Source organism: Cupriavidus numazuensis, assembly GCF_905397435.1.
Classification (GTDB): domain Bacteria; phylum Pseudomonadota; class Gammaproteobacteria; order Burkholderiales; family Burkholderiaceae; genus Cupriavidus; species Cupriavidus numazuensis.
In genome coordinates, this window is record NZ_CAJPVI010000007.1 from 119057 (window position 1) to 144057 (window position 25001).

19 protein-coding genes are annotated in these 25001 nt (G+C 64.5%); all 19 read left to right on the forward strand.

The window, feature by feature from the left end; all coding sequences use genetic code 11:
* Nucleotides 1-2 precede the first annotated feature (2 nt).
* Nucleotides 3-905, forward strand: a complete 903-nt coding sequence (locus KHO41_RS07965; protein ID WP_211952740.1) for a ParB/RepB/Spo0J family partition protein — start codon at nt 3-5, stop codon at nt 903-905.
* 329 nt (nt 906-1234) lie between these two features.
* Complete coding sequence (locus KHO41_RS07970) at nt 1235-1753, forward strand: ATP synthase subunit I (RefSeq protein WP_211952741.1); 519 nt, start codon at nt 1235-1237, stop codon at nt 1751-1753.
* 238 nt (nt 1754-1991) lie between these two features.
* The gene (gene atpB, locus KHO41_RS07975; RefSeq protein ID WP_211952742.1) at nt 1992-2858 is read left to right on the forward strand and encodes a F0F1 ATP synthase subunit A; all 867 of its coding nucleotides are present in this window, start codon (nt 1992-1994) and stop codon (nt 2856-2858) included.
* Nucleotides 2859-2929: 71 nt separating this feature from the next.
* A complete protein-coding gene (atpE, locus tag KHO41_RS07980) occupies nt 2930-3196 on the forward strand; it encodes a F0F1 ATP synthase subunit C (RefSeq protein WP_011299478.1) in 267 nt (88 codons plus the stop codon).
* Nucleotides 3197-3296: 100 nt separating this feature from the next.
* Nucleotides 3297-3767, forward strand: coding sequence for a F0F1 ATP synthase subunit B (locus KHO41_RS07985; RefSeq protein WP_211952743.1), 471 nt, complete (start codon nt 3297-3299; stop codon nt 3765-3767).
* A gap of 2 nt (nt 3768-3769) precedes the next feature.
* Nucleotides 3770-4309 carry a F0F1 ATP synthase subunit delta gene (locus KHO41_RS07990; RefSeq protein ID WP_211952744.1) on the forward strand — a complete coding sequence of 180 codons (540 nt, stop codon included), beginning with the start codon at nt 3770-3772 and terminating at the stop codon, nt 4307-4309.
* A 38-nt stretch (nt 4310-4347) separates the two neighbouring features.
* Nucleotides 4348-5889 (forward strand): F0F1 ATP synthase subunit alpha, encoded by a 1542-nt coding sequence (atpA, locus tag KHO41_RS07995; protein ID WP_211952745.1) that lies wholly within the window; start codon nt 4348-4350, stop codon nt 5887-5889.
* Between the two features lie 83 nt (nt 5890-5972).
* Complete coding sequence (gene atpG, locus KHO41_RS08000) at nt 5973-6848, forward strand: F0F1 ATP synthase subunit gamma (protein WP_211952746.1); 876 nt, start codon at nt 5973-5975, stop codon at nt 6846-6848.
* A gap of 33 nt (nt 6849-6881) precedes the next feature.
* Nucleotides 6882-8285, forward strand: coding sequence for a F0F1 ATP synthase subunit beta (atpD, locus tag KHO41_RS08005; protein WP_211952747.1), 1404 nt, complete (start codon nt 6882-6884; stop codon nt 8283-8285).
* 99 nt (nt 8286-8384) lie between these two features.
* Nucleotides 8385-8801, forward strand: coding sequence for a F0F1 ATP synthase subunit epsilon (locus tag KHO41_RS08010; protein WP_211952748.1), 417 nt, complete (start codon nt 8385-8387; stop codon nt 8799-8801).
* 678 nt (nt 8802-9479) lie between these two features.
* On the forward strand, nt 9480-9917 hold the full coding sequence (locus KHO41_RS08015; protein ID WP_211952794.1) for a CoA-binding protein: 438 nt from the start codon (nt 9480-9482) through the stop codon (nt 9915-9917).
* A gap of 17 nt (nt 9918-9934) precedes the next feature.
* A complete protein-coding gene (locus KHO41_RS08020; RefSeq protein WP_211952749.1) occupies nt 9935-10891 on the forward strand; it encodes an alpha/beta hydrolase in 957 nt (318 codons plus the stop codon).
* A gap of 82 nt (nt 10892-10973) precedes the next feature.
* Nucleotides 10974-12065 (forward strand): uroporphyrinogen decarboxylase, encoded by a 1092-nt coding sequence (gene hemE, locus KHO41_RS08025; protein WP_211952750.1) that lies wholly within the window; start codon nt 10974-10976, stop codon nt 12063-12065.
* A 531-nt stretch (nt 12066-12596) separates the two neighbouring features.
* Nucleotides 12597-14882 (forward strand): primosomal protein N', encoded by a 2286-nt coding sequence (locus KHO41_RS08030; RefSeq protein ID WP_211952751.1) that lies wholly within the window; start codon nt 12597-12599, stop codon nt 14880-14882.
* 196 nt (nt 14883-15078) lie between these two features.
* The gene (gene putA, locus KHO41_RS08035; RefSeq protein WP_211952752.1) at nt 15079-19047 is read left to right on the forward strand and encodes a trifunctional transcriptional regulator/proline dehydrogenase/L-glutamate gamma-semialdehyde dehydrogenase; all 3969 of its coding nucleotides are present in this window, start codon (nt 15079-15081) and stop codon (nt 19045-19047) included.
* A gap of 145 nt (nt 19048-19192) precedes the next feature.
* A complete protein-coding gene (locus KHO41_RS08040; protein WP_211952753.1) occupies nt 19193-20344 on the forward strand; it encodes a branched-chain amino acid ABC transporter substrate-binding protein in 1152 nt (383 codons plus the stop codon).
* A gap of 164 nt (nt 20345-20508) precedes the next feature.
* Nucleotides 20509-22476, forward strand: a complete 1968-nt coding sequence (locus tag KHO41_RS08045; RefSeq protein WP_211952754.1) for a tetratricopeptide repeat protein — start codon at nt 20509-20511, stop codon at nt 22474-22476.
* Between the two features lie 167 nt (nt 22477-22643).
* Nucleotides 22644-23879 (forward strand): cation:proton antiporter, encoded by a 1236-nt coding sequence (locus KHO41_RS08050; RefSeq protein ID WP_211952755.1) that lies wholly within the window; start codon nt 22644-22646, stop codon nt 23877-23879.
* Nucleotides 23879-24994, forward strand: coding sequence for a YbdK family carboxylate-amine ligase (locus KHO41_RS08055; protein ID WP_211952756.1), 1116 nt, complete (start codon nt 23879-23881; stop codon nt 24992-24994). The genes KHO41_RS08050 and KHO41_RS08055 overlap by 1 nt, the downstream gene beginning before the upstream one ends.
* Nucleotides 24995-25001 lie beyond the last annotated feature (7 nt).

Sequence of the window (25001 nt, forward strand, 5' to 3'; positions counted from 1 at the left end):
CCATGAGCACCGTGAAGAAGAAGGGTCTGGGCCGCGGCCTGGAAGCCCTGCTCGGCGGCCCGGCCGAGATTGTCGAAACTGCGAAGCAGGAGGGCGCGCCCACCGTGCTGCGGCTCGATCAGCTTCAACCCGGCAAGTACCAGCCGCGCACGCGCATGGACGAGGGCGCTCTGCAAGAGCTCGCCGCGAGCATCCGTGCGCAAGGCCTGATGCAGCCGATCCTGGTGCGGCGCGTGGCCGAGCCTGATCGCTACGAGATCATTGCGGGCGAACGCCGTTTCCGCGCTTCGCGCCTCGCAGGTCTCGACAAGGTGCCGGTGCTGGTGAAGGAGGTCGCCGACGAAGCCGCGGCGGCCATGGCGCTGATCGAAAACATCCAGCGCGAAGACCTGAACCCGCTCGAAGAAGCGCAAGGCATCATGCGCCTGATCCGCGAATTCCAGTTTACGCATGAGCAGGCCGCCGAGTCGGTGGGCCGCTCGCGCAGCGCGGTGTCGAACCTGCTGCGCCTGCTGAACCTGGCCGCGCCGGTGCAGACCATGCTGATGGCGGGCGACCTCGATATGGGACATGCGCGCGCGCTGCTGGCGCTCGATGGCGCGAACCAGATCACGTTGGCCAACCAGATCGTCAACAAGCGGCTATCGGTGCGCGAGACCGAGAAGCTTGTGGCTGCTACGCTGAAGCCGTTCGAGTTGAAGTCGCTCAAGCACAAGACCGGCAATGGCATGCGCGATGTCGCACGGCTTGAAGAAGAATTGTCGGATGCGCTGGGACTGTCCGTGCAGATCAAGGTGGGTGCGCGCGGCAAGGGCCAACTCACCATTCACTTCAGCAATAACGAAGCGCTCGACGATGTGCTCGCGCGTCTGCGCGATGCGAACGAGGGACAACGGGTCGCGTAAACAACTTACGGCCGACTCGCGCAAAAAGCTGCGCGATAAACGGCCATTTGCATGCACACTGTTGCATTCACGCAGCAGTTAACAGTCCGACATCCGGTTAACGCACCGGGCAGTCGCGAATCCTCCATCATGCGTCACGCGAGTTGCGCAATTCAATTACGTCAAGCGTCGTTGCTGCGCAATTTGAACGAAGCCATCATGCAATCGTGATAGCAACCGTTGTGCAGTTTGCCTCTGCAAGCAAACTGTAAGCACATTGACGCGACTCAGTATTTCCCCTTAAAATCGTGCGGTTTGAATTCTGGTCGGGCCGAAAAGTTCCGGCCTGAATGAGGCAGGCAGTAGTGGTTCGAGACCGTCAGCAGCAAAGCGATTCGCGTCGCGTGGACGCCGGTCATGATGACTGGGATTTTGACGCAGAACGCGAAGAAGAAGCTGTCGATCCGCTGTCACGCGCAGAAGCGGTGACGCTGTTTGGCGAACGCGCGTTGCGTCCTTCGCGGATGACTCCCGGCAAGGTTGTGCTGGCGCAGGTGGTTGTGACCCTGCTTTCGGCATTGTGCTGGGCGTTGTTCGCCAAGCAGGCCGGCCCGTACGGATGGTCCGCGTTGCTGGGCGGCGCAGTTTGCTTCGTGCCGAGCGGGTTTTTCGCATTTCGCCTGTGGACGGCGCGTGATCGGGCCTCTGTCGGCGGGCTCGTGATGGGCGAGGCGATCAAGGTGTTCGCCACCGTCGCACTGATGGTGCTCGTGGTGGTGCTGTACCGCGACCTGCGTTGGGTGCCGATGCTCGTCACGTTCCTGCTTGCGCTCAAGACGTATTGGGTGGTGGCTCTGGCAATGCGGTAAACCGGCCAGGCCAGTTGCACGAAGTGTGTGCTTCCCGGTGAGATGGGGCACCGAAACGGAATATCAAGATGCATGGTGCAGGGTTTCACAGTGGTGAAACCGTGTGCCGACAAAGTTTGACCCGCTTGCATGGCGGTGACCGGCCACGATGGCCGAAGGCAATGCAAGACGCGTACCGGCTGCCCGCCAATGCGAGGGTGCCGGCTCAACGATTTCGCAATATACCGTTCGTTTCGACATGTCAGAAGCTATCCAAGGCGCCGAACACGCGCTGACACCCTCCGGCTATATCGCCGAACACTTGCAGAACTTGAACTCGGTCGGCGGCAAGCAAGCGTCGGTGGTCGATTTCTCCGTGCTCAACTATGACACGGTGTTCTGGTCTGTGCTGTGCGGCGCCATCGCCGTGATCTTCCTCCTGATCGCCGCGCGTCGCGTTCACGCTGGCGTGCCGGGTCGCTTCCAGGCCTTTGTCGAGATGATCGTTGAGATGGTCGACGACCAGGCCAAGGGCATCATTCACGGCGACCGTTCGTGGATTGCTCCGCTGGCGCTGATGGTGTTCTGCTGGATCACCATGATGAACGCCATCGACTTGATTCCGGTCGACTGGGTCACCGGCCTGAACAACCTCCTCGGCATTTTCCACATTCACCTTCCTCACCACCGCGCAGTGGCCACGGCCGACCTGAACGGTACGCTGGGCATGTCGTGCTCGGTGCTGGTGCTGATGATCTACTACAGCTTCAAGATCAAGGGCGCGGGCGGCTTCATGCACGAGCTGTTCTCGGCCCCGTTCGGCGCCAAGTGGTACCTGGCTCCGTTCAACCTGATCCTGAACATCATCGAGTTCCTGGCCAAGGCCGTGTCGCTGGGCATGCGGTTGTTCGGCAACATGTATGCCGGCGAACTCGTGTTCCTGCTGATCGCGTTGCTGGGTTCCCTCTGGACGTTCAGTGCTGACCTGTCGGCGCTGGGCTTTGTCGGCCACGTCGTTGCCGGCACGGTCTGGGCGATCTTCCACATCCTGATCGTTCTGCTCCAGGCATTCATTTTCATGATGCTGACGCTGGTGTACATCGGCCAGGCTCACGATCACCACTGATCGACACAGTTTTTAGGTTTTTGGTTTTTTGGTTTTTTGGTTCTAAGTCTCTCTAAATTAAAGGAGTCATCATGCAAGCATTTCTCGCCAACATCCAAGGTCTGACCGCTATCGGTATCGGCATCATCATCGGTCTGGGCGCTATCGGCGCCTGCCTGGGTATCGCCCTGATGGGTGGCAAGTACATCGAAGCGTGCGCACGTCAGCCCGAGCTGATGAACCCGCTGCAAACCAAGATGTTCCTGCTGGCTGGCCTGATCGACGCGGCATTCCTGATCGGCGTGGGCGTTGCAATGCTGTTCGCCTTCGCCAACCCGCTGCTGGCTGTCATTCAGTAATTTCTTTTCGGTCTGCATGATGCTGACGGGCGGCGCAGGCCATCAGCCTCGCCGCCTTTTGTGCATTTATCTGTAGTTTGATTACCGAAAGGAACACACCATGAATCTGAACGCAACGTTTTTTGCGCAGATGGTCGTGTTCTTCATCCTGTGGTGGGTTGTTGCCAAATTCATTTGGCCGCCGCTGGTGAAGGCGCTCGACGAACGCGCAAAGAAGATCGCCGATGGCCTCGCCGCTGCCGAGAAGGGCAAGGCCGAGCTTGAACTCGCCAACAAGCGTGTGGACCAGGCTATGGCCGAAGCCCGCACCGAGGGTGCTCAACGCGTCGCTGACGCCGAGAAGCGCGCCCAGCTGACGGCAGAAGAGATCAAGCAAAACGCCCAGGCAGAAGCCGCACGCATCATTGCCCAGGCTAAGGCCGAGGCAGAGCAGCAGGTGACCCGCGCACGTGAATCGCTGCGCGACCAGGTTGCCGTGCTGGCAGTCAAGGGTGCCGAGCAGATCCTCAAGCGCGAAGTGAACGCGCAGGTCCATGCCGACCTGCTCAATCAACTCAAAGCTGAGCTCTAATCATGGCCGAAACCGCAACCATTGCCCGTCCCTACGCTGAGGCGCTGTTCCGCGTCGCCAGCGAAGCCGGCAATCTGGGTGCATGGTCCGAGCTGGTGTCGGAGATGGGGCAAATTGCCGCCAACCCCGACATCAAGGCGCTCGCCGACGATCCGAACGTCCCCGGCGACAAGCTGGGCGACCTGTTCCTGTCGGTGGTGAAGTCCCCGGTCAATGACGAGGCACGCCGCTTCGTCACGCTGCTGGTGGAAAACAACCGCCTGACGGTGATGCCGGAAGTCGCCGAGCAATTCCATGCGCTCAAGAACGCCCGCGAAGGTTCGTCGGACGTCGAGATCACCAGTGCATTCCCGCTGGATGGTCAACCTCTGAACGACCTGGTCGCTGCACTCGAACGCAAGTTCGGCCGCAAGCTGTACGCGAAGGTGGCGGTGGATCCGTCCCTGATCGGCGGCGTGAGCGTCAAGGTCGGCGACGAAGTGCTCGACACCTCCGTGCGTGCGCGCCTGGCTGCCATGCAAACCGCGCTGACCGCCGTCTGATCGGCCGTCCGTCGGATTGAAGAATTAGGAGCATTGTGATGCAACTGAACCCCTCAGAAATCAGCGAGCTGATCAAGACCCGCATCTCGGGTCTTGGCGCCGACGCTGAAGTGCGCAACACCGGCACGGTAATTTCCGTGACCGATGGTATCTGCCGCGTGCACGGCCTGTCTGGCGTGATGCAGGGCGAGATGCTGGAATTCCCGGGCAACACCTTCGGCCTCGCGCTGAACCTCGAGCGCGACTCTGTCGGCGCCGTGGTGCTGGGCGACTACGAACACATTTCGGAAGGCGATACGGTCAAGTGCACCGGCCGCATTCTGGAAGTGCCCGTTGGCAAGGAACTGCTGGGCCGCGTGGTCAACACGCTGGGCCAGCCGATCGACGGCAAGGGCCCGATCAACGCGAAGGAAACCGACGTGATCGAAAAGGTCGCGCCGGGCGTGATCGCGCGTCAGTCGGTGAGCCAGCCGGTGCAGACCGGCCTGAAGTCGATCGACTCGATGGTGCCGATCGGCCGTGGCCAGCGTGAGCTGATCATTGGCGACCGCCAGACCGGCAAGACCGCCGTGGCTGTCGATGCCATCATCAACCAGAAGGGTAAGGGCATCTTCTGCGTGTACGTGGCAATCGGCCAGAAGGCTTCGACGATCGCCAACGTGGTGCGCAAGCTGGAAGAGCACGGCGCGATGGAATACACCGTCGTCGTGGCTGCCGCCGCTTCGGACTCGGCCGCCATGCAGTACCTGGCTGCCTACGCCGGCTGCACGATGGGCGAGTACTTCCGCGACCGCGGCGAAGACGCGCTGATCGTTTATGACGATCTGACCAAGCAAGCCTGGGCCTACCGCCAGGTGTCGCTGCTGCTGCGCCGCCCGCCGGGCCGCGAAGCTTACCCCGGCGACGTGTTCTACCTGCACTCGCGCCTGCTGGAGCGTGCTGCCCGTGTGAACGAAGAGTACGTCGAGAACTTCACCAAGGGTGCCGTGAAGGGCAAGACTGGTTCGCTGACGGCCCTGCCGATCATCGAAACGCAGGCTGGCGACGTGTCCGCGTTCGTGCCGACCAACGTGATCTCGATTACCGACGGTCAGATCTTCCTGGAAACCGACCTGTTCAACGCCGGTATCCGTCCCGCGATCAACGCCGGTATCTCGGTGTCGCGCGTCGGTGGTGCTGCACAGACCAAGGTGGTGAAGAACCTGTCGGGCGGTATCCGTACCGACCTGGCCCAGTACCGTGAACTGGCTGCGTTCGCGCAGTTCGCTTCGGACCTGGACGACGCTACCCGCAAGCAGCTCGAGCGTGGCCGCCGCGTGACCGAACTGCTCAAGCAGGCTCAGTACCAGCCGCAGCAAGTGTGGCAACTGGCCGCGTCGCTGTTCGCCGCCAACAATGGCTTCCTCGACAACGTGGAAGTGAAGGACATTCTGCCGTTCGAGAAGGGCCTGCACGACCATCTGAAGACCAAGTACGCCGACCTCGTCAACCGCATCGAAGAGACCAAGGTCCTCTCGAAGGAAGACGAACCGGCGCTGCGTGCTGCGATCGAGGATTTCAGGAAGTCCGCCGCGTTCTAACCGCGTGATTCCACGAAGCTCGCCGCGCCTGCGCCGGGGTTGCCCCGGCGGTGCGCGGCGAGAGTTCGAATGGAGAGGAAGATATGGCCGGAACGAAAGAGATTCGAACCAAGATCAAGAGCGTGCAGAACACGCGCAAGATCACCAAGGCGATGGAGATGGTCGCCGCGTCCAAGATGCGCAAGGCGCAGGAGCGGATGCGCAATGCCCGTCCCTACGCTGAGAAAGTGCGCAATATCGCGGCGCATCTGGCTTCGGCCAACCCCGAGTTCAAGCATCCCTTCATGCAGGAGCGCGAAGTCAAGCGCGTCGGCATGATCGTGGTGACGACGGACAAGGGGCTGTGCGGTGGTCTGAACACCAACGTGCTGCGCGCGGTTACCAATGAACTGAAGACCCTGCAGAGCCGCGGCGTGGACGTGCAAGCGACCGCCATCGGCAGCAAGGGCATGCAGTTCCTTGGCCGTATTGGCGCCAAGGTGGTCTCGAACGTGGTGCAGCTGGGCGACACCCCGCACCTGGAAAAGCTGATCGGCGCCATCAAGGTCCAGCTCGACGCATTCACCAACGGTGAAGTCGACGCGGTGTACCTGTCGTACACCCGTTTCATCAATACGATGAAGCAGGAGCCGATGGTCGAGCAGCTGTTGCCGCTGGCCGCCGACAAGCTGGCCCAGACCGAAGAGGAAAAGCGCGCCTACTCGTGGGATTACATCTACGAGCCTGACGCCCAGACCGTGGTGGAAGACCTGTTGGTCCGCTACGTCGAGGCGCTGGTGTACCAGGCCGTGGCCGAAAACATGGCGTCCGAGCAATCGGCGCGCATGGTGGCCATGAAGGCGGCATCCGACAATGCAAAGAACGTGATCGGCGAACTGCAACTGGACTACAACAAGACCCGTCAGGCAGCGATCACCAAGGAACTGTCGGAAATCGTCAGCGGTGCGGCAGCCGTCTAAGGCGTCAAGAATTCAAGCTATCGGAGATACGAAATGAGTATCGGAAATATTGTGCAGTGCATTGGCGCCGTGGTGGACATCGAGTTCCCGCGCAACGCAATGCCGAAGGTGTACGACGCGCTGGTGCTGGAAGACAGCAGCGAAACGTCGTTCGCCGAAAAGGGCCTGACGTTCGAAGTCCAGCAGCAGCTGGGCGACGGCGTGGTGCGTACCATTGCCCTCGGTTCATCGGACGGCCTGCGCCGCGGCATGGCCGTGAAGAACACCGAAGCGCCGATCTCGGTGCCGGTGGGTCAGGGCACGCTGGGCCGCATCATGGACGTGCTGGGTCGCCCCATCGACGAAGCTGGCCCGATCGCTTCGGACGAGCGCCGCGCGATTCACCAGAAGGCACCGAAGTTCGACGAACTGTCGCCTTCGACCGACCTGCTCGAAACCGGCATCAAGGTGATTGACCTGATCTGCCCGTTCGCAAAGGGCGGTAAGGTTGGCCTGTTCGGTGGTGCTGGCGTGGGCAAGACCGTCAACATGATGGAGCTCATCAACAACATCGCCAAGCAGCACAGCGGTCTGTCGGTGTTTGCCGGCGTGGGCGAGCGTACCCGTGAAGGGAACGACTTCTACCACGAAATGAAGGACTCCAACGTGCTCGACAAGGTGGCCATGGTGTTCGGCCAGATGAACGAGCCGCCGGGCAACCGTCTGCGCGTGGCACTCTCCGGCCTGACCATGGCCGAGAAGTTCCGCGACGAAGGCCGCGACATCCTGTTCTTCGTCGACAATATCTACCGCTACACGCTGGCCGGTACCGAAGTGTCGGCACTGCTGGGCCGTATGCCTTCCGCCGTGGGCTACCAGCCGACGCTGGCTGAAGAAATGGGCAAGCTGCAGGAACGTATTACGTCGACCAAGACTGGCTCGATCACGTCGATCCAGGCCGTGTACGTGCCTGCGGATGACTTGACCGACCCGTCGCCGGCTACCACCTTCCTGCACCTGGACTCGACCCTGGTGCTGTCGCGTGACATCGCTGCGCTCGGTATCTACCCCGCAGTGGATCCGCTGGACTCGACCTCGCGTCAGATGGACCCGCAGGTTGTGGGCCAGGAGCACTACAGCGTCGCGCGCGCCGTTCAGCAGACCCTGCAGCGCTACAAGGAACTGCGCGACATCATCGCGATTCTGGGCATGGACGAACTGTCGCCGGAAGACAAGATGGCCGTGAACCGCGCGCGTAAGATCCAGCGTTTCCTGTCGCAGCCGTTCCACGTGGCCGAAGTGTTCACGGGTTCGCCGGGCAAGTACGTACCGCTGAAGGAAACCATCCGTGGTTTCAAGATGCTGGTGGATGGCGAGTGCGATCACCTGCCCGAGCAGGCGTTCTACATGGTCGGCTCGATCGACGAAGCCTTCGAGAAGGCCAAGAAGCTCCAGTAAGCCTCGCTTTGACGCTCCCGCGCCCTGGTGCGGGAGTGGCGGCCGGCCGCCTTGCGCGACTGGCCGTCAGAAGTGAAGCGAACGGACAAAGGAATTCATATGGCAACCATTCTTGTAGACGTCGTCAGCGCGGAAGCGTCGATCTTCTCCGGTCAGGCGAAGTTCGTGGCGCTGCCGGGCGAGTCGGGTGAGCTGGGCATTCTGCCGGGCCACACGCCGCTGATTACGCGTATCCAGCCGGGCGCCGTGCGTATCGAGAAGGAAGACGGCAGCGAAGAGTTTGTGTTCGTTGCCGGCGGCATTCTCGAAGTCCAGCCGCAGCACGTTACCGTGCTGGCCGATACCGCTATCCGCGGTACCGACCTGGACGAAGCCAAGGCGCAGGAAGCCAAGCGTGCCGCCGAAGAGCTGATGCAAAACCAGAGCAGCGATCTGGACATTGCACGCGCTCAAAGCGAACTCGCCGTGGCCGCCGCGCAACTGGCTGCCATCGCCCGTCTGCGTCGTAAGAAGTAAGCAGCAAGCAGTCCCTGTCGCACTGTTGTTTTTTCGGTGCGACAACCAAAAAAGGCAGCCCCGCGGCTGCCTTTTTTGATGATGTGGGGATATGCTTCTTGGGCTTGGACCAAAAAAAAGCGCGCGGGCCGGGGAGGCTCCGCGCGGACGGGAAAATCCCTTCGAGGGGTCAATTCGAAGGAACGGGTTCGGTCCAGGACTACTAAGGCGCAGCGAATCTCATTCGCAAAATCGGCCGCAAAGGCCTCGCGCCATCGGGTCTTCCTGGTGTCCGGCCAGCAGGCATCGCCTGCTGGCTCGGAAAATCGGGAATCACTGCCAAGGGCTTTCTTCAGCGCCCCATCTTCTCTTTACTCACTTCTTCGCGGGGACGCGGCCCACCAAACGTCGGTGTGTCAATGCATTGTGGGGGAAAGTCCCTGCGATGGCAGTAACAAAATGTATCCTTTTGCAAGAAGTTGAAAGCCGACTCGCGCGGAATGGAGCGTCATACGCACATCTGGCCGTTAAGGCGTCACTTTCCACGTCATAATGTGATCTCAGCGCATCGTGGCGCGTCGAATTCCATGTGCGCTGGCGAACAATGCGGCGCTTCCGGCGCGAGAGCCGCTCGTCAGTTACGATTGGCCGGTTACAACCACGCCCGGCGCTGCCCGTGGCCACGTACTGGAGTTCATGATGGCAGACATGCAGGACGCGATCCGGAACATGCTCGGCATGAAGACCGTGGCTATTGTGGGCCTGTCGGACCGTCCCGATCGCCCAAGCCATGAGGTTGCCGAATTTCTGCAGCAGCATGGTTTCCGCATCGTGCCCGTCAATCCGCGCCATGCCGGCGAGCATATCCTTGGCGAGCCATGCCATGCTTCGCTGCAGGACGCGGCGACCGCAATAGCGGCACAAGGTGGACGCATCGACTGGGTCGACATCTTCCGCCGTGCCGACGATACTCCGCCCGTCGTTGCCGACGCCATTGCGATCGGCGCGCGTGGCGTATGGCTGCAGCTCGGTATTGTGAATGACGCCGCAATCGGCCACGCCCGTGCCGCCGGCCTGCTCGCCGTGCAAGACTGCTGCAGCAAGATCGAGCTCACTCGCCAGCTCGAGCTGTCCTGAACCCATTCGCCTGACCAATGGCAATCGATCCGCAACTCCTGGCCTATTATCGCCGCCTGGCCGAGCAATACGGCGCCCTTCCCGTACCCGTTGATGCGCGCGCCCGGCGCGAGCGCTTTGTCGAAGTGGCAGCTTCGTCGGTGGTGCCCGATCCCGCCGGCATCACGTGGGAGGACCTGACGCTGGCGCTGGCGGGACGCTCGCTGACCGCGCGTCTGTTTCGTCCCCCGGTCGATGCGCCATCGCGGCTGATCGTCTACTTCCATGGCGGCGGCTGGGTCGTCGGGTCGCATGAAACTCACCACAGCGTTGCTGCATTGCTGGCGGCCGATACGGGCTGCGCGGTGGCCAGCGTGGATTACCGGCTCGCACCAGAGCATTCGTTTCCGGCGCCATGCGATGACGCGGTAGATGCGGTCCGATGGTTCGCCGCGCAGCGCGCGTCGCTGGGCTTCGATACCGGCTTCCTTGCCGTGGCCGGCGACAGCGCCGGTGGACATCTCGCCGCACTCGGGGCGCAGCAGGTCAACACCGAAGCCGGACAGCAAGTGGTGGCGGCGCAGTTGCTCGTCTATCCGGTGACAGCGCCCGTGCTTTCGAGTGAGAGCTATCGTGCCTTTGCCGATGGTCCCGGCCTGACCCGCGACGAGATGGCCTGGTTCTGGACCCAATTCATCGGTGCCGAGAGTCTGGCACGCGGCGCGCAACACGACGATCCGCGCATTCATCTGATGGCGCACGCGCCGCAAGTGCAGCCGCCGGCCACTGCCATCGTCGTCGCCGCCAACGACGTGTTGCGCGATGATGGCCTGGCCTATGCCGATTTCCTCGTTCGGCACGACGCCACGGTAGTCACCATCGAGGCCAGTGGCATGACCCACGGCTTCGCACGCCTGCAACCGGACGCGCCGCGCGCGCGCGAATGGATGCAACGTGCCGCCCAGGCCTTCGCGAGCCTGTTCGACGACGTCTAGCAGCCAAGTGCGCCGGCACTGTCGCATCAGGCGCCGGTGCGCGGCGGCCATCCCTTAGAATGGCGGTCTTACGAGGATGACCATGACCGCACTGCAGAACGACACTTTCCTGCGCGCACTGCGCCGGCAGCCGACCGAATACACGCCGCTGTGGCTGATGCGCCAGGCAGGCCGCTACCTGCCTGAGTACAACGCCACGCGCGCGCGTGCCGGCAGCTTTCTGGGCTTGGCCAAGAATCCGGCCTATGCCACCGAAGTGACGCTGCAGCCGCTGGACCGCTATCCGCTGGACGCGGCCATCCTCTTCTCCGACATCCTGACGGTGCCCGACGCCATGGGTCTCGGCCTGTCGTTTGCCCAGGGCGAAGGCCCGCGCTTCGCCCGGCCGCTGCGCACCGAAGCCGACGTGCAGCAGCTTGCCGTGCCCGACATGGCGTCCCTGCAGTATGTCTTCGACGCCGTGGCCGAGATCCGCCGCGCGCTGGTCCAGGACGGCCGCCAGCGCGTGCCGCTGATCGGCTTCTCGGGTAGCCCGTGGACGCTGGCCTGCTACATGGTCGAAGGCGGGGGCTCGGACGACTTCCGCACGGTCAAGGCGATGATGTACGGCCGGCCGGACCTGATGCACCGCATCCTTGAAATCAATGCGCAGGCGGTCAGCGAGTACCTGAATGCACAGATCGAGGCAGGCGCGCAGGCCGTGATGATCTTCGACACCTGGGGCGGTGCGCTGGCTGACGGCATGTACCAGGCGTTCTCGCTGGCCTATATGCGCAAGGTGCTCGCCGGCCTGAAGCGCGAGCATGACGGCCAGCAGATTCCCGCGATCGTATTCACCAAGGGTGGCGGCCTGTGGCTGGAAGGCCTCGCCGACACCGGCGCCGACGCCATCGGCCTGGACTGGACGGTCAACCTTGCACAAGCGCGTCGCCGCACCGGTGGCCGCGTGGCGCTGCAGGGCAATATCGATCCGACGGTGCTGTTCGCGCCGGAGGCCGCCATTCGTGAACAGGTGCGCGGCGTGCTCGACAGCTACGCGGCAGCGGGCGGCAGTGACGGTCATGTGTTCAACCTCGGCCACGGCATTTCGCAGTTCACGCCCCCGGAAAGCGTGGCGGTGCTGGTGGACGAAGTGCATCGCTACAGCCGGCAGCTGCGCACGTCGCAGAGCTGAAACACAAATATCCCAAAAGTACCGGCGTCATGCGCCGGTCACAGTTTCCTCGCGGTGCAGCGATCTTCGCGCCGAGGCAGGCGGTGTCGCGGGAGGCGCGCCGCTGCTGCTGTCAAGTAAACAATTTCGTCCAGATTCGCCAAAAAGGTGCTTGCAGTTGACGGTGAAGGCTTGACTTATGCACACCGATAGGTTTGCCGCACTGCAAGAAGGGGTAAGCCCTTAACTCATCTGGGGGATGTTTGCAAGGCCTTGATTTTTAAGGAATTGGAAGTTTTTCAAAGCGGTTGCGCTTGCCAGTGATTCCCTTGTTTTTCGGGCTTTCGCGGCGTCCCGGAGCGACTTTTCAACAAAGTTATCCACAGGGTCGTTGGAATTAGTGGAAAAGCAGTCATCTATCATCGACTTAGGGCCACATTTGAAGTTTTACTTTAAGTTGATGTTGCGCCGCACACTAAGCCTGCTTCTATTCCCTTTGCGCCTGAATCCGCACAGTCTTTGCGCACGCGCCGTGCACCAGAACTGCCTCTGATGACGTTGCCAGACGACACTGAACCGCGTAGCGCCGGCATTGTCCGCGTGGCGCTCGATACGCCCGCGGACGACTGCTTTGACTACCTCGCCGGCGATGAGGTGGTGCCGGGCGATCTGGTGGTCGTACCGTTCGGACGTCGCAGCGTGGTCGGCGTTGCCGTTGCCCGCGCCGCCGAGTCGGCCGTACCGGCGGACCGGATCAAGGCGGTCTCCGCGCGACTGGACTGGCTGGCGCCACTCTCGCAGGAATGGCGCGATCTGGCGACGTTCGCGGCGCGCTATTACCAGCGCTGCCTTGGCGAGGTGATGCTGCCGTCGCTGCCACCATCGCTGCGGGAGTCGGAAGGCTGGCCGCGCCTTGGCCAGCGTGCACGGACCGAGGCGTACCGGGTCGTTGCGGCACATATCCCCACGTTGCTCGAGTCGGTGCCTGTGCGTGCGCGATCGGTGCGGGCGCTTGCGCAGGCGCTGGCCGACCGCACCGACGGCGGTGCAGTGCCCGAGCCGATGAGTCTGGCCGAGGCGCGCGAATTATGCACCGCCGCGCCCGCGAGGCTTGCGGAATGGGCCGCTGCAGGCTGGATCGAGGCGATCACCGCCGACCGCACCTTGCTCGGCTCCGCGCCGTCGCAGGCCCCGTCGGTGGCGCCTGCCTTGCATGAGGAACAGCTTGCGGCGGTCGAAGCCATCGGGGCCGCTGCGTCCTTTGCCCCGTTCCTGCTGCACGGCGTGACCGGCAGCGGCAAGACCGAGGTCTATCTGCATGCCATGGCGCAGGTGCTTGCGCGCGATCCGCACGCGCAGGTGCTGATGCTGGTGCCCGAGATCAACCTGACGCCGCAACTCCAGTCACGCATCGCGGCACGCTTTCCGCACCTGCCGCTGGCTGTGCTGCACAGCGGGCTGGCTGACCAGGAACGCAGCCTGCAATGGCTGGCCGCGCATCGTGGCGAAGCGCGCATCGTGCTGGGCACGCGCATGGCGGTGATGGCGTCGATGCCGAATCTCGCGCTGATCGTCGTCGACGAAGAGCACGACACGTCCTACAAGCAGCAGGAAGGCCTGCGCTACTCCGCGCGCGACCTGGCCGTGTGGCGCGCCAAGCGGCTCGAGATCCCGGTCGTGCTGGGCTCGGCCACGCCGTCGATGGAAACCTGGTGGCGCGCCGAGCAGGGCGCGTACCGCAAGCTGGTGCTGCGCCAGCGCGCGCAGGCCGAAGCTGCGCTGCCGGCCGTGCACCTGATCGACCTGAACCACGAACGCCAGCGCCAGCGGGCGCTGTTCGAAGGCCTGTCGGTGCCGTTGCTGGAGGCGATCGACGCCCGGCTGGCCCGCGGCGAGCAGAGCCTGCTGTTCCTGAACCGCCGTGGCTACGCCCCGGTGCTGGCCTGCGACAGCTGCGGCTGGCTCTCGGGCTGCCCGCGCTGTTCGGCGTACCTGGTGCTGCACCGGCCGGAACGGCGGCTGCGCTGCCACCACTGCGGGCTGGAGTCCCCCGTGCCGCACCATTGCCCTGACTGCGGCAATATGGATATCGCGCCGCTTGGCCGCGGCACCCAGCGCATCGAAGAAGCGCTGGCGGCACGTTTTCCACAGGCGCGTATCGCGCGCATCGATGCCGATTCCACGCGGCGCAAGGGCAGTGCGCAGGCGATGTTCGACGAAGTGCACGCCGGCGAGGTGGATATCCTCGTCGGTACCCAGATGGTCGCCAAGGGCCATGATTTCCAGCGCGTAACGCTGGTCGGCGTGGTGCATCCGGACGCTGCCATGTTCAGCCACGATTTCCGCGCTGCCGAACACCTGTTTGCCTCGCTGATGCAGGTGTCCGGCCGGGCAGGGCGGGCCGGGTTGCCTGGCGAAGTCCTCATCCAGACACGCTATCCGGACGCGGCGGCATTGCAGGCTCTGCTGCGGCATGACTATGATGGATTCGCCGCAGGCCAGTTGCGCGAGCGGCGCCAGGCCGGGTTGCCCCCGTTCTGCTACCAGGTCCTGCTGACCGCGGAACATGGCCAGCTCGAACGTGCTTTGCAGTTCCTGCAGGCAGTGCGGCGCCTGGCAGACGGCAATGCTTTGGCGCCTGAGGTGCAACTGCATGATCCGGTACCGATGTCGATGGTGCGCATCGCTAACCGGGAGCGCGCCCAGATGTTGCTGGAAGCCAGCTCAAGGCCCGTGCTGCAACGATTTGTGAGCGAGTGGGTGCGGACTTTTTCCGATGCCGGTGCGGACGCAAGAGGCGTGCGCTGGCAACTGGAAATCGACCCGCTGAGGATCTGAACGCCGGCTGCATGTGACTGTGGTGCAACCGTAGCAACCGGCCTTCGAGATAGTGGTTGCACTAGGTTGCACCTTTGCGTTTTTCAGGAGTAAGATCGCGCCAGCCCAGAGGTTGCGCAGGTCGGGCCCCAATGCCGCTCGCGTCCGACGCTGGCGACATCGACCCGCAGCCTTGTGTCTTACGGAGAAAGCTCGCATGGCCACCACCACCCTCGGCGTCAAACTCGACGACGCTTCGCGCGATCGCCTCAAGCGTGTCGCCCAATCCATCGACCGCACGCCGCACTGGCTGATCAAGCAGGCGATCTTCACGTATCTCGAGCAGATCGAGCGCGGCCACCTGCCGCATGAGGCAATGGCCGGCGCCGCAACGGATGCCGATGGCGCTGACGGTGCTGAGATGAGCCACGCCGATGGCGCGCCGCAGCCGTTCCTGGAATTCGCGCAAAGCATCCAGCCGCAATCCGTACTGCGCGCGGCAATTACTTCGGCCTATCGTCGGCCAGAAACCGATTGCGTACCGGTGCTGCTGGAGCAGGCGCGCCTGCCGCAGCAACAGGCCGAAGCCGCCATCAAGATGGCCAAGAAGCTGGCCACCGCGTTGCGCGAGCAGAAGGTCGGCACCGGCCGCGAAGGCCTGGTGCAGGGCCTGATCCAGGAATTCTCGCTGTCGTCGCAGGAAGGCGTGGCGCTGATGTGCCTGGCCGAGGCGCTGCTGCGCATTCCCGACAAGCCCACGCGCGACGCACTGATCCGCGACAAGATCAGCGGTGCCAACTGGCAGTCGCACCTGGGCCAGAGCCCGTCGCTGTTCGTCAACGCTGCGACCTGGGGCCTGCTGCTGACCGGCAAGCTGGTCGCTACGCATACCGAGTCCGGCCTGAGCAAGGCGCTCACGCGGATCATCGGCAAGGGCGGCGAGCCGCTGATCCGCAAGGGCGTCGACATGGCCATGCGCCTGATGGGCGAGCAGTTCGTCACGGGCGAGACCATTTCCGAAGCGCTGGCCAACGCGCGCAAGTACGAAGCGCAGGGCTTCCGCTACTCCTACGACATGCTCGGCGAAGCCGCGATGACGGAAGAGGATGCCCAGCGCTACCTCGCCTCCTACGAGCAGGCCATCAATGCGATCGGCCAGGCCTCGCGCGGCCGCGGCATTTACGAAGGCCCCGGCATCTCGATCAAGCTGTCGGCGCTGCACCCGCGTTACAGCCGCGCCCAGCACGAGCGCGTGGTCTCGGAGCTGTACGAGCGCCTGAAGTCGCTGACGCTGCTGGCGCGCCAGTACGACATCGGCATCAATATCGACGCCGAAGAGGCCGACCGCCTCGAGATTTCGCTCGACCTGCTCGAACGCCTGTGCTTCGAGCCCGAGTTGGCCGGCTGGAACGGCATCGGCTTCGTGGTGCAGGGCTACCAGAAGCGCTGCCCGTTCGTGATCGATTACCTGATCGACCTCGCGCGCCGCAGCCGCCATCGCCTGATGATCCGCCTGGTCAAGGGCGCCTACTGGGACAGCGAGATCAAGCGTGCCCAGGTCGAAGGGCTGGAGGGCTATCCGGTCTACACGCGCAAGGTCTACACCGACGTGTCGTACGTGGCCTGCGCACGCAAGCTGCTGTCGGTGCCGGACGCGATTTATCCACAGTTCGCCACGCACAACGCGCACACGCTGTCGGCCATCTACCAGATCGCCGGCCACAGCTACTACCCGGGCCAGTACGAGTTCCAGTGCCTGCACGGCATGGGCGAGCCGCTGTACGACCAGGTCGTCGGCCCGATCGCCGACGGCAAGTTCAACCGCCCGTGCCGTATCTACGCGCCGGTCGGCACGCACGAGACGCTGCTGGCCTACCTGGTGCGCCGCCTGCTTGAAAACGGCGCCAACACCTCGTTCGTCAACCGCATCGCCGACGACACGATTTCGCTCGATGAACTGGTGGCCGACCCGGTCGCCGTGGTCGAGACCATGCATCGCGATGAAGGCACGCTGGGCCTGCCGCATCCGAAGATCCCATCGCCGCGTGGCCTCTATGGCAAGTCGCGCGCCAATTCGGCTGGTATCGACCTGGCAAACGAACACCGCCTGGCGTCGTTGTCGTCGGCGCTGCTGGCCGGCACGAGCGAGCGCGTGGTGGCTGAGCCGATGCTGGGCGCCGAAGTCCCGCGTGCGGCCGATGCCATTACCACGCCGGTGCTGAACCCCGCCGACCATCGCGACGTCGTGGGACACGTCACTGAAGCCAGCCAGGCCGATGTCGACGCCGCGCTGCAGGCCGCCGCCAACGCGGCGCCGATCTGGCAAGCCACGCCGCCCGACGTCCGCGCCGCCGCGCTCGAACGCGCCGCCGACCTGATGGAAGCCCAGATGCAGTCGCTGATGGGCATCATCATGCGCGAGGCCGGCAAGACCTTCTCGAACGCGATCGCCGAAGTGCGTGAAGCCGTGGACTTCCTGCGCTACTACGCCACCGAGGTGCGCCGCAGCTTCGACAACGAGACGCACCGCCCGCTGGGCCCGGTGGTCTGCATCAGCCCGTGGAACTTCCCGCTGGCGATCTTCACCGGCCAGGTAGCCGCGGCGCTGGCCGCCGGCAACACCGTGCTGGCCAAGCCCGCCGAGCAGACGCCGCTGATTGCCGCCGCCGCCGTGCGCATCCTGCGTGAGGCTGGCGTGCCGGCCGGTGCGGTGCAATTGCTGCCGGGCCGCGGCGAGACCGTGGGCGCGGCGCTGGTTGGTGATGCGCGCGTCAAGGGCGTGATGTTCACGGGCTCGACCGAAGTGGCGCGCATCCTGCAACGCAATATCGCCGGCCGCCTCGATGCCGCGGGCCGTCCGATTCCGCTGATCGCCGAAACCGGCGGCCAGAACGCGATGATCGTCGACTCCTCGGCACTGGCCGAGCAGGTCGTGGGCGACGTGGTCAACTCCGCGTTCGACTCGGCTGGCCAGCGCTGCTCGGCGCTGCGTGTGCTTTGCCTGCAGGAAGACGTGGCCGACCGCGTGCTCGCCATGCTCAAGGGCGCCATGAACGAACTGACCATGGCCAACCCGGATCGCCTGTCGACCGACGTCGGTCCGGTCATCGATGAAGAGGCGCGCGGCAATATCGTTCGCCATGTCGACGCGATGCGTGCCAAGGGCCGCCGCGTACATCAGGCTGACCCGAATGCCCCGCAGGGCGCAAGCTGCCGCCACGGCACCTTCGTGCCGCCGACGCTGATCGAACTCGACAGCATCGAAGAGCTCAAGCGCGAAGTGTTCGGTCCCGTGCTGCACGTGGTGCGCTTCCCGCGCGCCGCGCTGGACACGATGATCGGCCAGATCAACGGCACCAACTACGGCCTGACCATGGGCATCCACACCCGCATCGACGAGACCATTGCGCAGATTGTGCAGCACGCCGACGTCGGCAACCTGTACGTGAACCGCAATATCGTTGGCGCAGTGGTCGGTGTGCAGCCATTCGGTGGCGAGGCGCTGTCCGGCACGGGCCCGAAGGCCGGTGGCCCGCTGTACCTGCACCGTCTGCTGTCCGTCTGCCCTCAGGATGCGGTGGTACGCAGCGTGCGCCATGCGGAAGCGTCGGGCAACGCGCCGGCCACGCCGGAGCGCCCGGTTGCCGCGCAGGCGCTGAAGGACTGGGCGAAGGCCGAGATGCCTGAAGTCGCCGCCGCCTGCGACCGCTTTGCCGAAGCCTCGGCGGCTGGCATTTCGGTGACGCTGCCGGGCCCGACCGGCGAGCGCAACACCTACTCGCTGCTGCCGCGCCATCACGTCCTGTGCCTGGCGGCGCAGGAACAGGATCTGGCCATCCAGCTCGCGGCCGTGCTGGCCGTTGGCGGCCAGGCCGTGATGGCGGAAAACCCTGTCTCGCGCGGGCTGTTTGCACGACTGCCCAAGGGCGTACAATCGCGCGTCCGCATCGTGTCCGACTGGACCTCGGCGGACGTCGCGTTCGACGCGGTGATCCACCATGGCGATTCGGATCAGCTGCGCACCGTGTGCGAGCAGGTCGCGGCGCGGCCGGGCCCGATCATCGGCGTGCAGGGGCTCGCGCAAGGTGAACCGAATATCGCGCTCGAACGTTTGCTGATCGAGCGTTCGCTGTCGGTCAACACGGCGGCGGCCGGCGGCAACGCCAGCCTGATGACGATCGGCTGAGCCGGCGCGGACAGAGTTTGAAGTGCGTATGCGCGGCGGCGATCCTGCCGCCATGCGCATCCATAGGGGAGGAGCGCCCAGACGGCGTTCCCGAAGCGTAGAAAAAGCGCAGCAAGAAGGCTGAACCAGCCACCAAGGAGAACTGATGACCTCGACATTCCACAAGACGGCCCTGACCGTTGCCCTGACTATCGCTGGCCTGACCGGCGCCACGGCGGCTTTCGCCCAGGCCCAGGAAATCAAGCTCGGCTTTGCCGGCCCGATGACCGGCGGCCAGGCCCAGTACGGCAAGGACATGCAGAACGGCATCGTCCTCGCCATCGAGGACATGAACGCCACCAAGCCGAAGATCGGCGGCAAGGAAGTCAAGTTCGTGCTGGTCTCCGAAGATGACCAGGCCGATCCGAAGACCGGCTCGGTGGTCGCGCAGAAGCTCGTCGACAACGGCATCCAGGGCATGCTCGGCCACTTCAACTCGGGCACCACCATCCCGGCGTCGATGGTCTACAACCGCGCTGGCATTCCGCAGATCGCCATGGCGACCGCGCCGGAATACACCAAGCAAGGCTTCAAGACGACCTTCCGCATGATGACCTCCGACACCCAGCAGGGTTCGGTGATCGGCGCGTTCGTGGTGAAGAAGCTGGGTGCGAAGAACATCGCAATCGTTGACGACCGCACCGCGTACGGCCAGGGCCTGGCTGACGAGTTCGAGAAGGCCGCCAAGGCCGCCGGCGGCAAGATCGTGCGCCGCGAGTTCACCAACGACAAGGCGGTGGACTTCAAGGCCGTGCTGACCAACATCAAGCGCAGCAACCCGGACATCATCTTCTACGGCGGCGCCGAGACCCAGTCGGCCCCGATGGCCAAGCAGGTCAAGGAACTGGGCATGAAGGCCCCGCTGGTGTCGGGCGAAATGTCCAAGACCGACAACTTCCTGAAGCTGGCCGGCCCCGCTTCCGAAGGCACGGTCGTGTCGCTGGCCGGCCTGCCGCTGGACCAGATGCCGGGCGGCGCCGCGTACGAGAAGAAGTACGAGAAGCGCTTCGGCTCGAAGGTGCAGACCTACTCGCCGTACGCCTATGACGGCGCCACCGCGATGATGACCGCCATGGTCAAGGCCGGCTCGGCCGATCCGGCGCGCTATCTGCCGGTGCTGGCGGCGACCAATATGCAGGGTGTCACCACCAAGACGCTGGCGTACGACGCCCGCGGCGACCTGAAGGACGGCGGCATCACCGTCTACAAGGTGGTCGGCGGCAAGTGGACCGTGCTGGAGACGGTTGGCGGCAAGTAAGCCCACCGGCGCCAGGCCAGAAGAACGCCACCCCTCGCGGGTGGCGTTTTTTCTTGCCAACCCTAAAGATTGAACTGACCCCTGCCGTTTGTTGTCCCGGATGGGGGATCGTGCCTTTGGCGCATAATCCCGCATTCGTTTATCCAATCCAGAAGGAGCAGTACGTGTCCGTGCAGGAAGTCAGCTACGACCGCGCCGTCGAACTGGCCGGTGTAGGCCGGTTCGATGAAGCGCTGGAGATTGCCGGCCAGTTGTCGGCGGCCCGGCCCGAAGTGGTCGATTTCACCACGCTGCAGGCACGGTTGTTCTTCGACAAGGGCGATGCGCAGTCGGCCTTTGCGGTGCTTGATGACGCACTTGCGCGGCTGGAGACGTTGAACCTTGCGCCGCCTCACCGGTGGGCGTCGCGCGGGGTGCTCGCGCATCGCTATGGCGCCATGTTGATGAGCCTTGGCCGGGATCGCGACGCGTTGCCGTGGCTGCACGAGGCCTCGCAGCGCAACGGCCTGCTGTCGGGCGAGTGGCCCGCGCATTTCCACGCGGGGCTGGCTTGCTACCGGCTCGGCGACCTGGCCGGCGCCGGCCGCTACTGGCACGACCTGCTGTATCGCGCGCCCGATCTCGGCGCCGAGGACATCCTGCCGCTCGTCCACGACGCAATCGTCCGTACCGAGGCAGCGGGCCAGCCGGTCGAGCCCATGATGCGCGTCTGCCTGGGGCGCATTGCGCTGGACAACCCCGATCTGCTCGAACTTGAACCCGAGGCCGCCGATGCGCTCGCTGGCGAGCAAGCCGGCCTTGTGCTCGCGGATTCTCCGGACCATCCGCAGGCCCGCCGGCTGCGTGCGCCGCTGCGCTTCGGTAGCGGCGACACGGAAGGGGCGCAGGACGACCTCGCCGTGTACCAGCGCCAGTGCCCGGACCCGCAGACCCAGGTACGCGCAATGGCCTGGCGCCACCAGGCCGCCCGGACGGCCCAGCCCGGCACGGCGGGTACCGATTCCCAGCCCTGGCTGAAGTTCAGCCTGGCCACCGACAGCGACGATGGCGCTGGCTACTACCGTGCCGCCACGGCGCTCGGCGAGTTTATCGACGAGGTGCCGCAGGCCGAAGCCGCGCTGCGGCCGCGGCTGGTGGAAGCCTGCCAGCTTGGCGTCGCGCGCTTCGACCAGTACTTCGCGAGCGGCGAGGGCGATGCCAGCGGCCATGGCGGCAATGCCGACCCGCACGTCTATTCGCTGCTGTGCCGCCTGCTGTCGCGCAGCCTTCCGGCCGACGCGGGCAATCTGGAGACGCGCATCGCGCTGCACCGCAAGGGCATGGCCGCGAGCGAGTTCATCGACCACTGGATCGACCTGCTCGATTGCCACGCCGGCGCCGGCCAGCACCAGCAGGTGGTGGAACTGGCGGGCGAGGTGCTCAATCGCTATCCACTCGAGCGCAACCCGTCCGACGTGACGTGGGCCTTCAGCCGGCTGATCGCCGCGTGGAAAGCCATCGGTGGCGCCGAAGCGGCCGAGGCCGCCGGTGCGGCCATGGCGCATATGGACGCCCGGCTCGACGCATTGCCTGTGGAGGCCCGCAGCGAGGCCGCACACCCGATGGCGCATGCGCGGGCCCATTACGCAGCGCTGGTGCAGGCGCGCATGGACGGCATGGATCCGCACGACCGGACTGACGCGCTGGCCGAAATCGACGCCCAGCAACGCCGCGCGCTGCTCGTGGAGGATGCGTGGCTGTTCAACCGCTTCGGCCAGGTCTGGCGTGACCTGGGCGACCACGAGCGCGCGTTGCCGCTGTTCGAGCAGGCCATCGTCATGACCGAGGGCGATGCGTGGGACCAGGCGGGGCCGCGGGTCCAGCGCGCGTTGATCCACAACGCCGCCGCGCGCCACGACGCTGCGCTGGCGGATTTCGCGGCCGCGTTCGCCGTGCGCGACGACTGGGATGCCGAGACCTGGCTGCGCGCGGTGGAATCAGCGGTCGGGCAGGCACAGCGCGAGACGGCGCTCGGCTACTACGACAAGGCACGCGCCGCCGGCGCCGAGCAGGGTCGGACGCGCGGCCTGCACGCCAAGGTCGAAGCGGCATTGCGCGCCACCCGGCCGAAATGGAAGCTGTGGGGCGTGTAAGGCGCTGACAATCGCGCCGATTCGGCCCCCACGCTGCGCGCGATCCATTCATAAAAAACGCCATCCGAGAAGATGGCGTTTTTTATTGAAAGTTAGCGAAAGAAGTTGGCGCGATCCGTGCGGTGTCAGACAATGGCTGACACGGAATGTCATGTGCTTCCATTACCATGTCACGCATGAATGGACTGAGCCAACTTTTCCCGTCACTTCCGCTCGCCCCCGGCGGCCTGTTCTGGGTCGGCCTGGCGCTGGTCGGCGCCGGCCTTGCAGGCGAACTGTGCCGCCGCTGGCTGGGCTGCCCGCGCATCGTCGGCTACGCGGCGGCAGGCCTGTGCGCGGGCATGCTCGGGCGCAGCATCGTCGACACCAACATGATCGCCCAGACCCGTATCCTGATCGATATGGCGCTGGCGCTGGCCCTGTTCGAACTGGGGCATCGTCTTTCGCTGACCTGGCTGAGCGCCAATCGCTGGCTGTTGCTCACCAGTGCGTTCGAGAGCCTGCTGACCTGGGGCCTGGTGGCCGCCGTGCTGCAGTGGATCGGCGCATCGCCGGGCATCGCGATTCTCGCGGGTGGTATCGCGGTCAGCACTTCGCCGACTATCGTGCTGCAGCTCAAGAACGAGTTGCGCGCCGAAGGCCAGGTGACCGAGCGGCTGATGGCCATGGCCGCGCTCAACAGCATTTATGCCGCCGTGATCGTGCAGGTCGCGACGGGCTGGCTGCATTCCGAATATGGCAACCTCGGCGCCGCGCTGCTGCACCCGCTCTATCTGCTGGTCGGCTCCTGCCTGTTGGCCTGGGTGGTTGGCAAGATCGGGCACGCGATCTATGGCCGCATGTCGGCCGACGACCACTACAGCTTCCTCGTGCTCGTGGGCCTGGTGTTGTTCACGCTTGCGCTGACCCGGGTACTAAAATTGTCCATGCCGCTCACGCTGATGCTGGCGGGCGTGGTGTTCAAGCACCAGGATAGCCAGCCACATGTCTGGCCGACGCACTTTGGCAGCGCCGGCAGCCTGCTGATCATCGTGATGGTGGTATCGCTGGGCCTGCCGCTCACGGCGCAAGACTGGGCCGTCGGCGGCGTGTATGCCGTGGTGCTGGTGCTGCTGCGCCATGCGGCGAAGCTCGCCGGCGTGGTGTCGCTGGGATCATTTTCGGGCCTGAGCCTGCGCCAGTGCATGGCACTGGGCCTGGCGCTCGCGCCGATGTCAGGCCTGGCGTACCTGTTGATGAACGATGTCGCGCGTTTGTATCCGAGTACCGGACAACCGCTGGCCGCCATCATCCTGTGCGCGCTGGCCATCGAGCAACTGCTGGGCCCCGTGATCGCGGCCTGGGCGCTGCGCTTCGCCGGCGAAGTCCGTGCCGACCAGCGCGGTAATGGAGGAGGGCGCTGATGTCGCTCGAATCGTTCAAGCATTCCGAAGCACTGACCTTCGGCGTCGAGCTGGAGCTGCAGCTCGTCAATCGGCATGACTATGATCTCGCGCCATTCGCGCCTGACCTGTTGCGCGCGCTGAAGGGCGCCCAGCATGCCGGCGATATCAAGCCCGAGATCAGCCCCTCGATGATCGAGATCAGCACGGGTATCTGCCACACCTACCAGCAGGCGCTGGACGAGCTGAGCACCATGCGCGACCTGATGCAGGCCGCCTCTCGCTCGCTGAACATCGGCATCAGCGGGGGCGGCACGCATCCGTTCCAGCAGTGGGCCGACCGCATCATCTCGGATTCCCCGCGCTACCAGTACATTTCGGAGCTGTACGGCTATCTCGCCAAGCAGTTCACGGTGTTCGGCCAGCACGTCCATATCGGCTGCCCGAGCGCGGATGAGTCGCTGTTCCTCTTGCATGCCATCGGCCGCTACGTGCCGCACTTTGTTGCGCTCGCAGCCTCTTCGCCGTATGTGCAGGGGGTCGATACCGGCTTTGCGTCGGCGCGCCTCAACTCGGTCGCGGCCTTCCCGATGAGCGGGCGCGCGCCGTTCCTGCTCACGTGGGACGCTTTCACTGCGTATTTCGAAAAGATGCGCAATACGGGCGTGATCGAGAGCATGAAGGACTTCTACTGGGATATCCGTCCCAAGCCCGAATTCGGCACGATCGAAGTGCGCGTGATGGACACGCCGCTGACGGTGGAGCGTGCCTGCGACATCGCCGCGTACATCCAGATGCTGGCGCGCTATCTGTTGCTGTCACGCCCGTTCATGCCGCAGGAAGACGATTACCTTGTCTACACCTTCAATCGCTTCCAGGCGTGCCGCTTCGGGCTGGAAGGCGAATACGTGCACCCCAACGAGCTGACGCGCCGGCCGATCGCCGAGCATATCCTGTCGATCTGCGACGCGCTCGTGCCGCACGCCGAGGCATTGGGGTCGGTGCAGGCGCTGGCCAATATCCGTGCACTGGCCGAGAATCGCAACGGGGATGCCGAATGGCTGCGCCAGGTCGACGCCGACGCGCGCACCCAGCGCGAAACCGTGCGACAGGCCTGCGAGCGCTGGGCGGCTTGACGCGCCG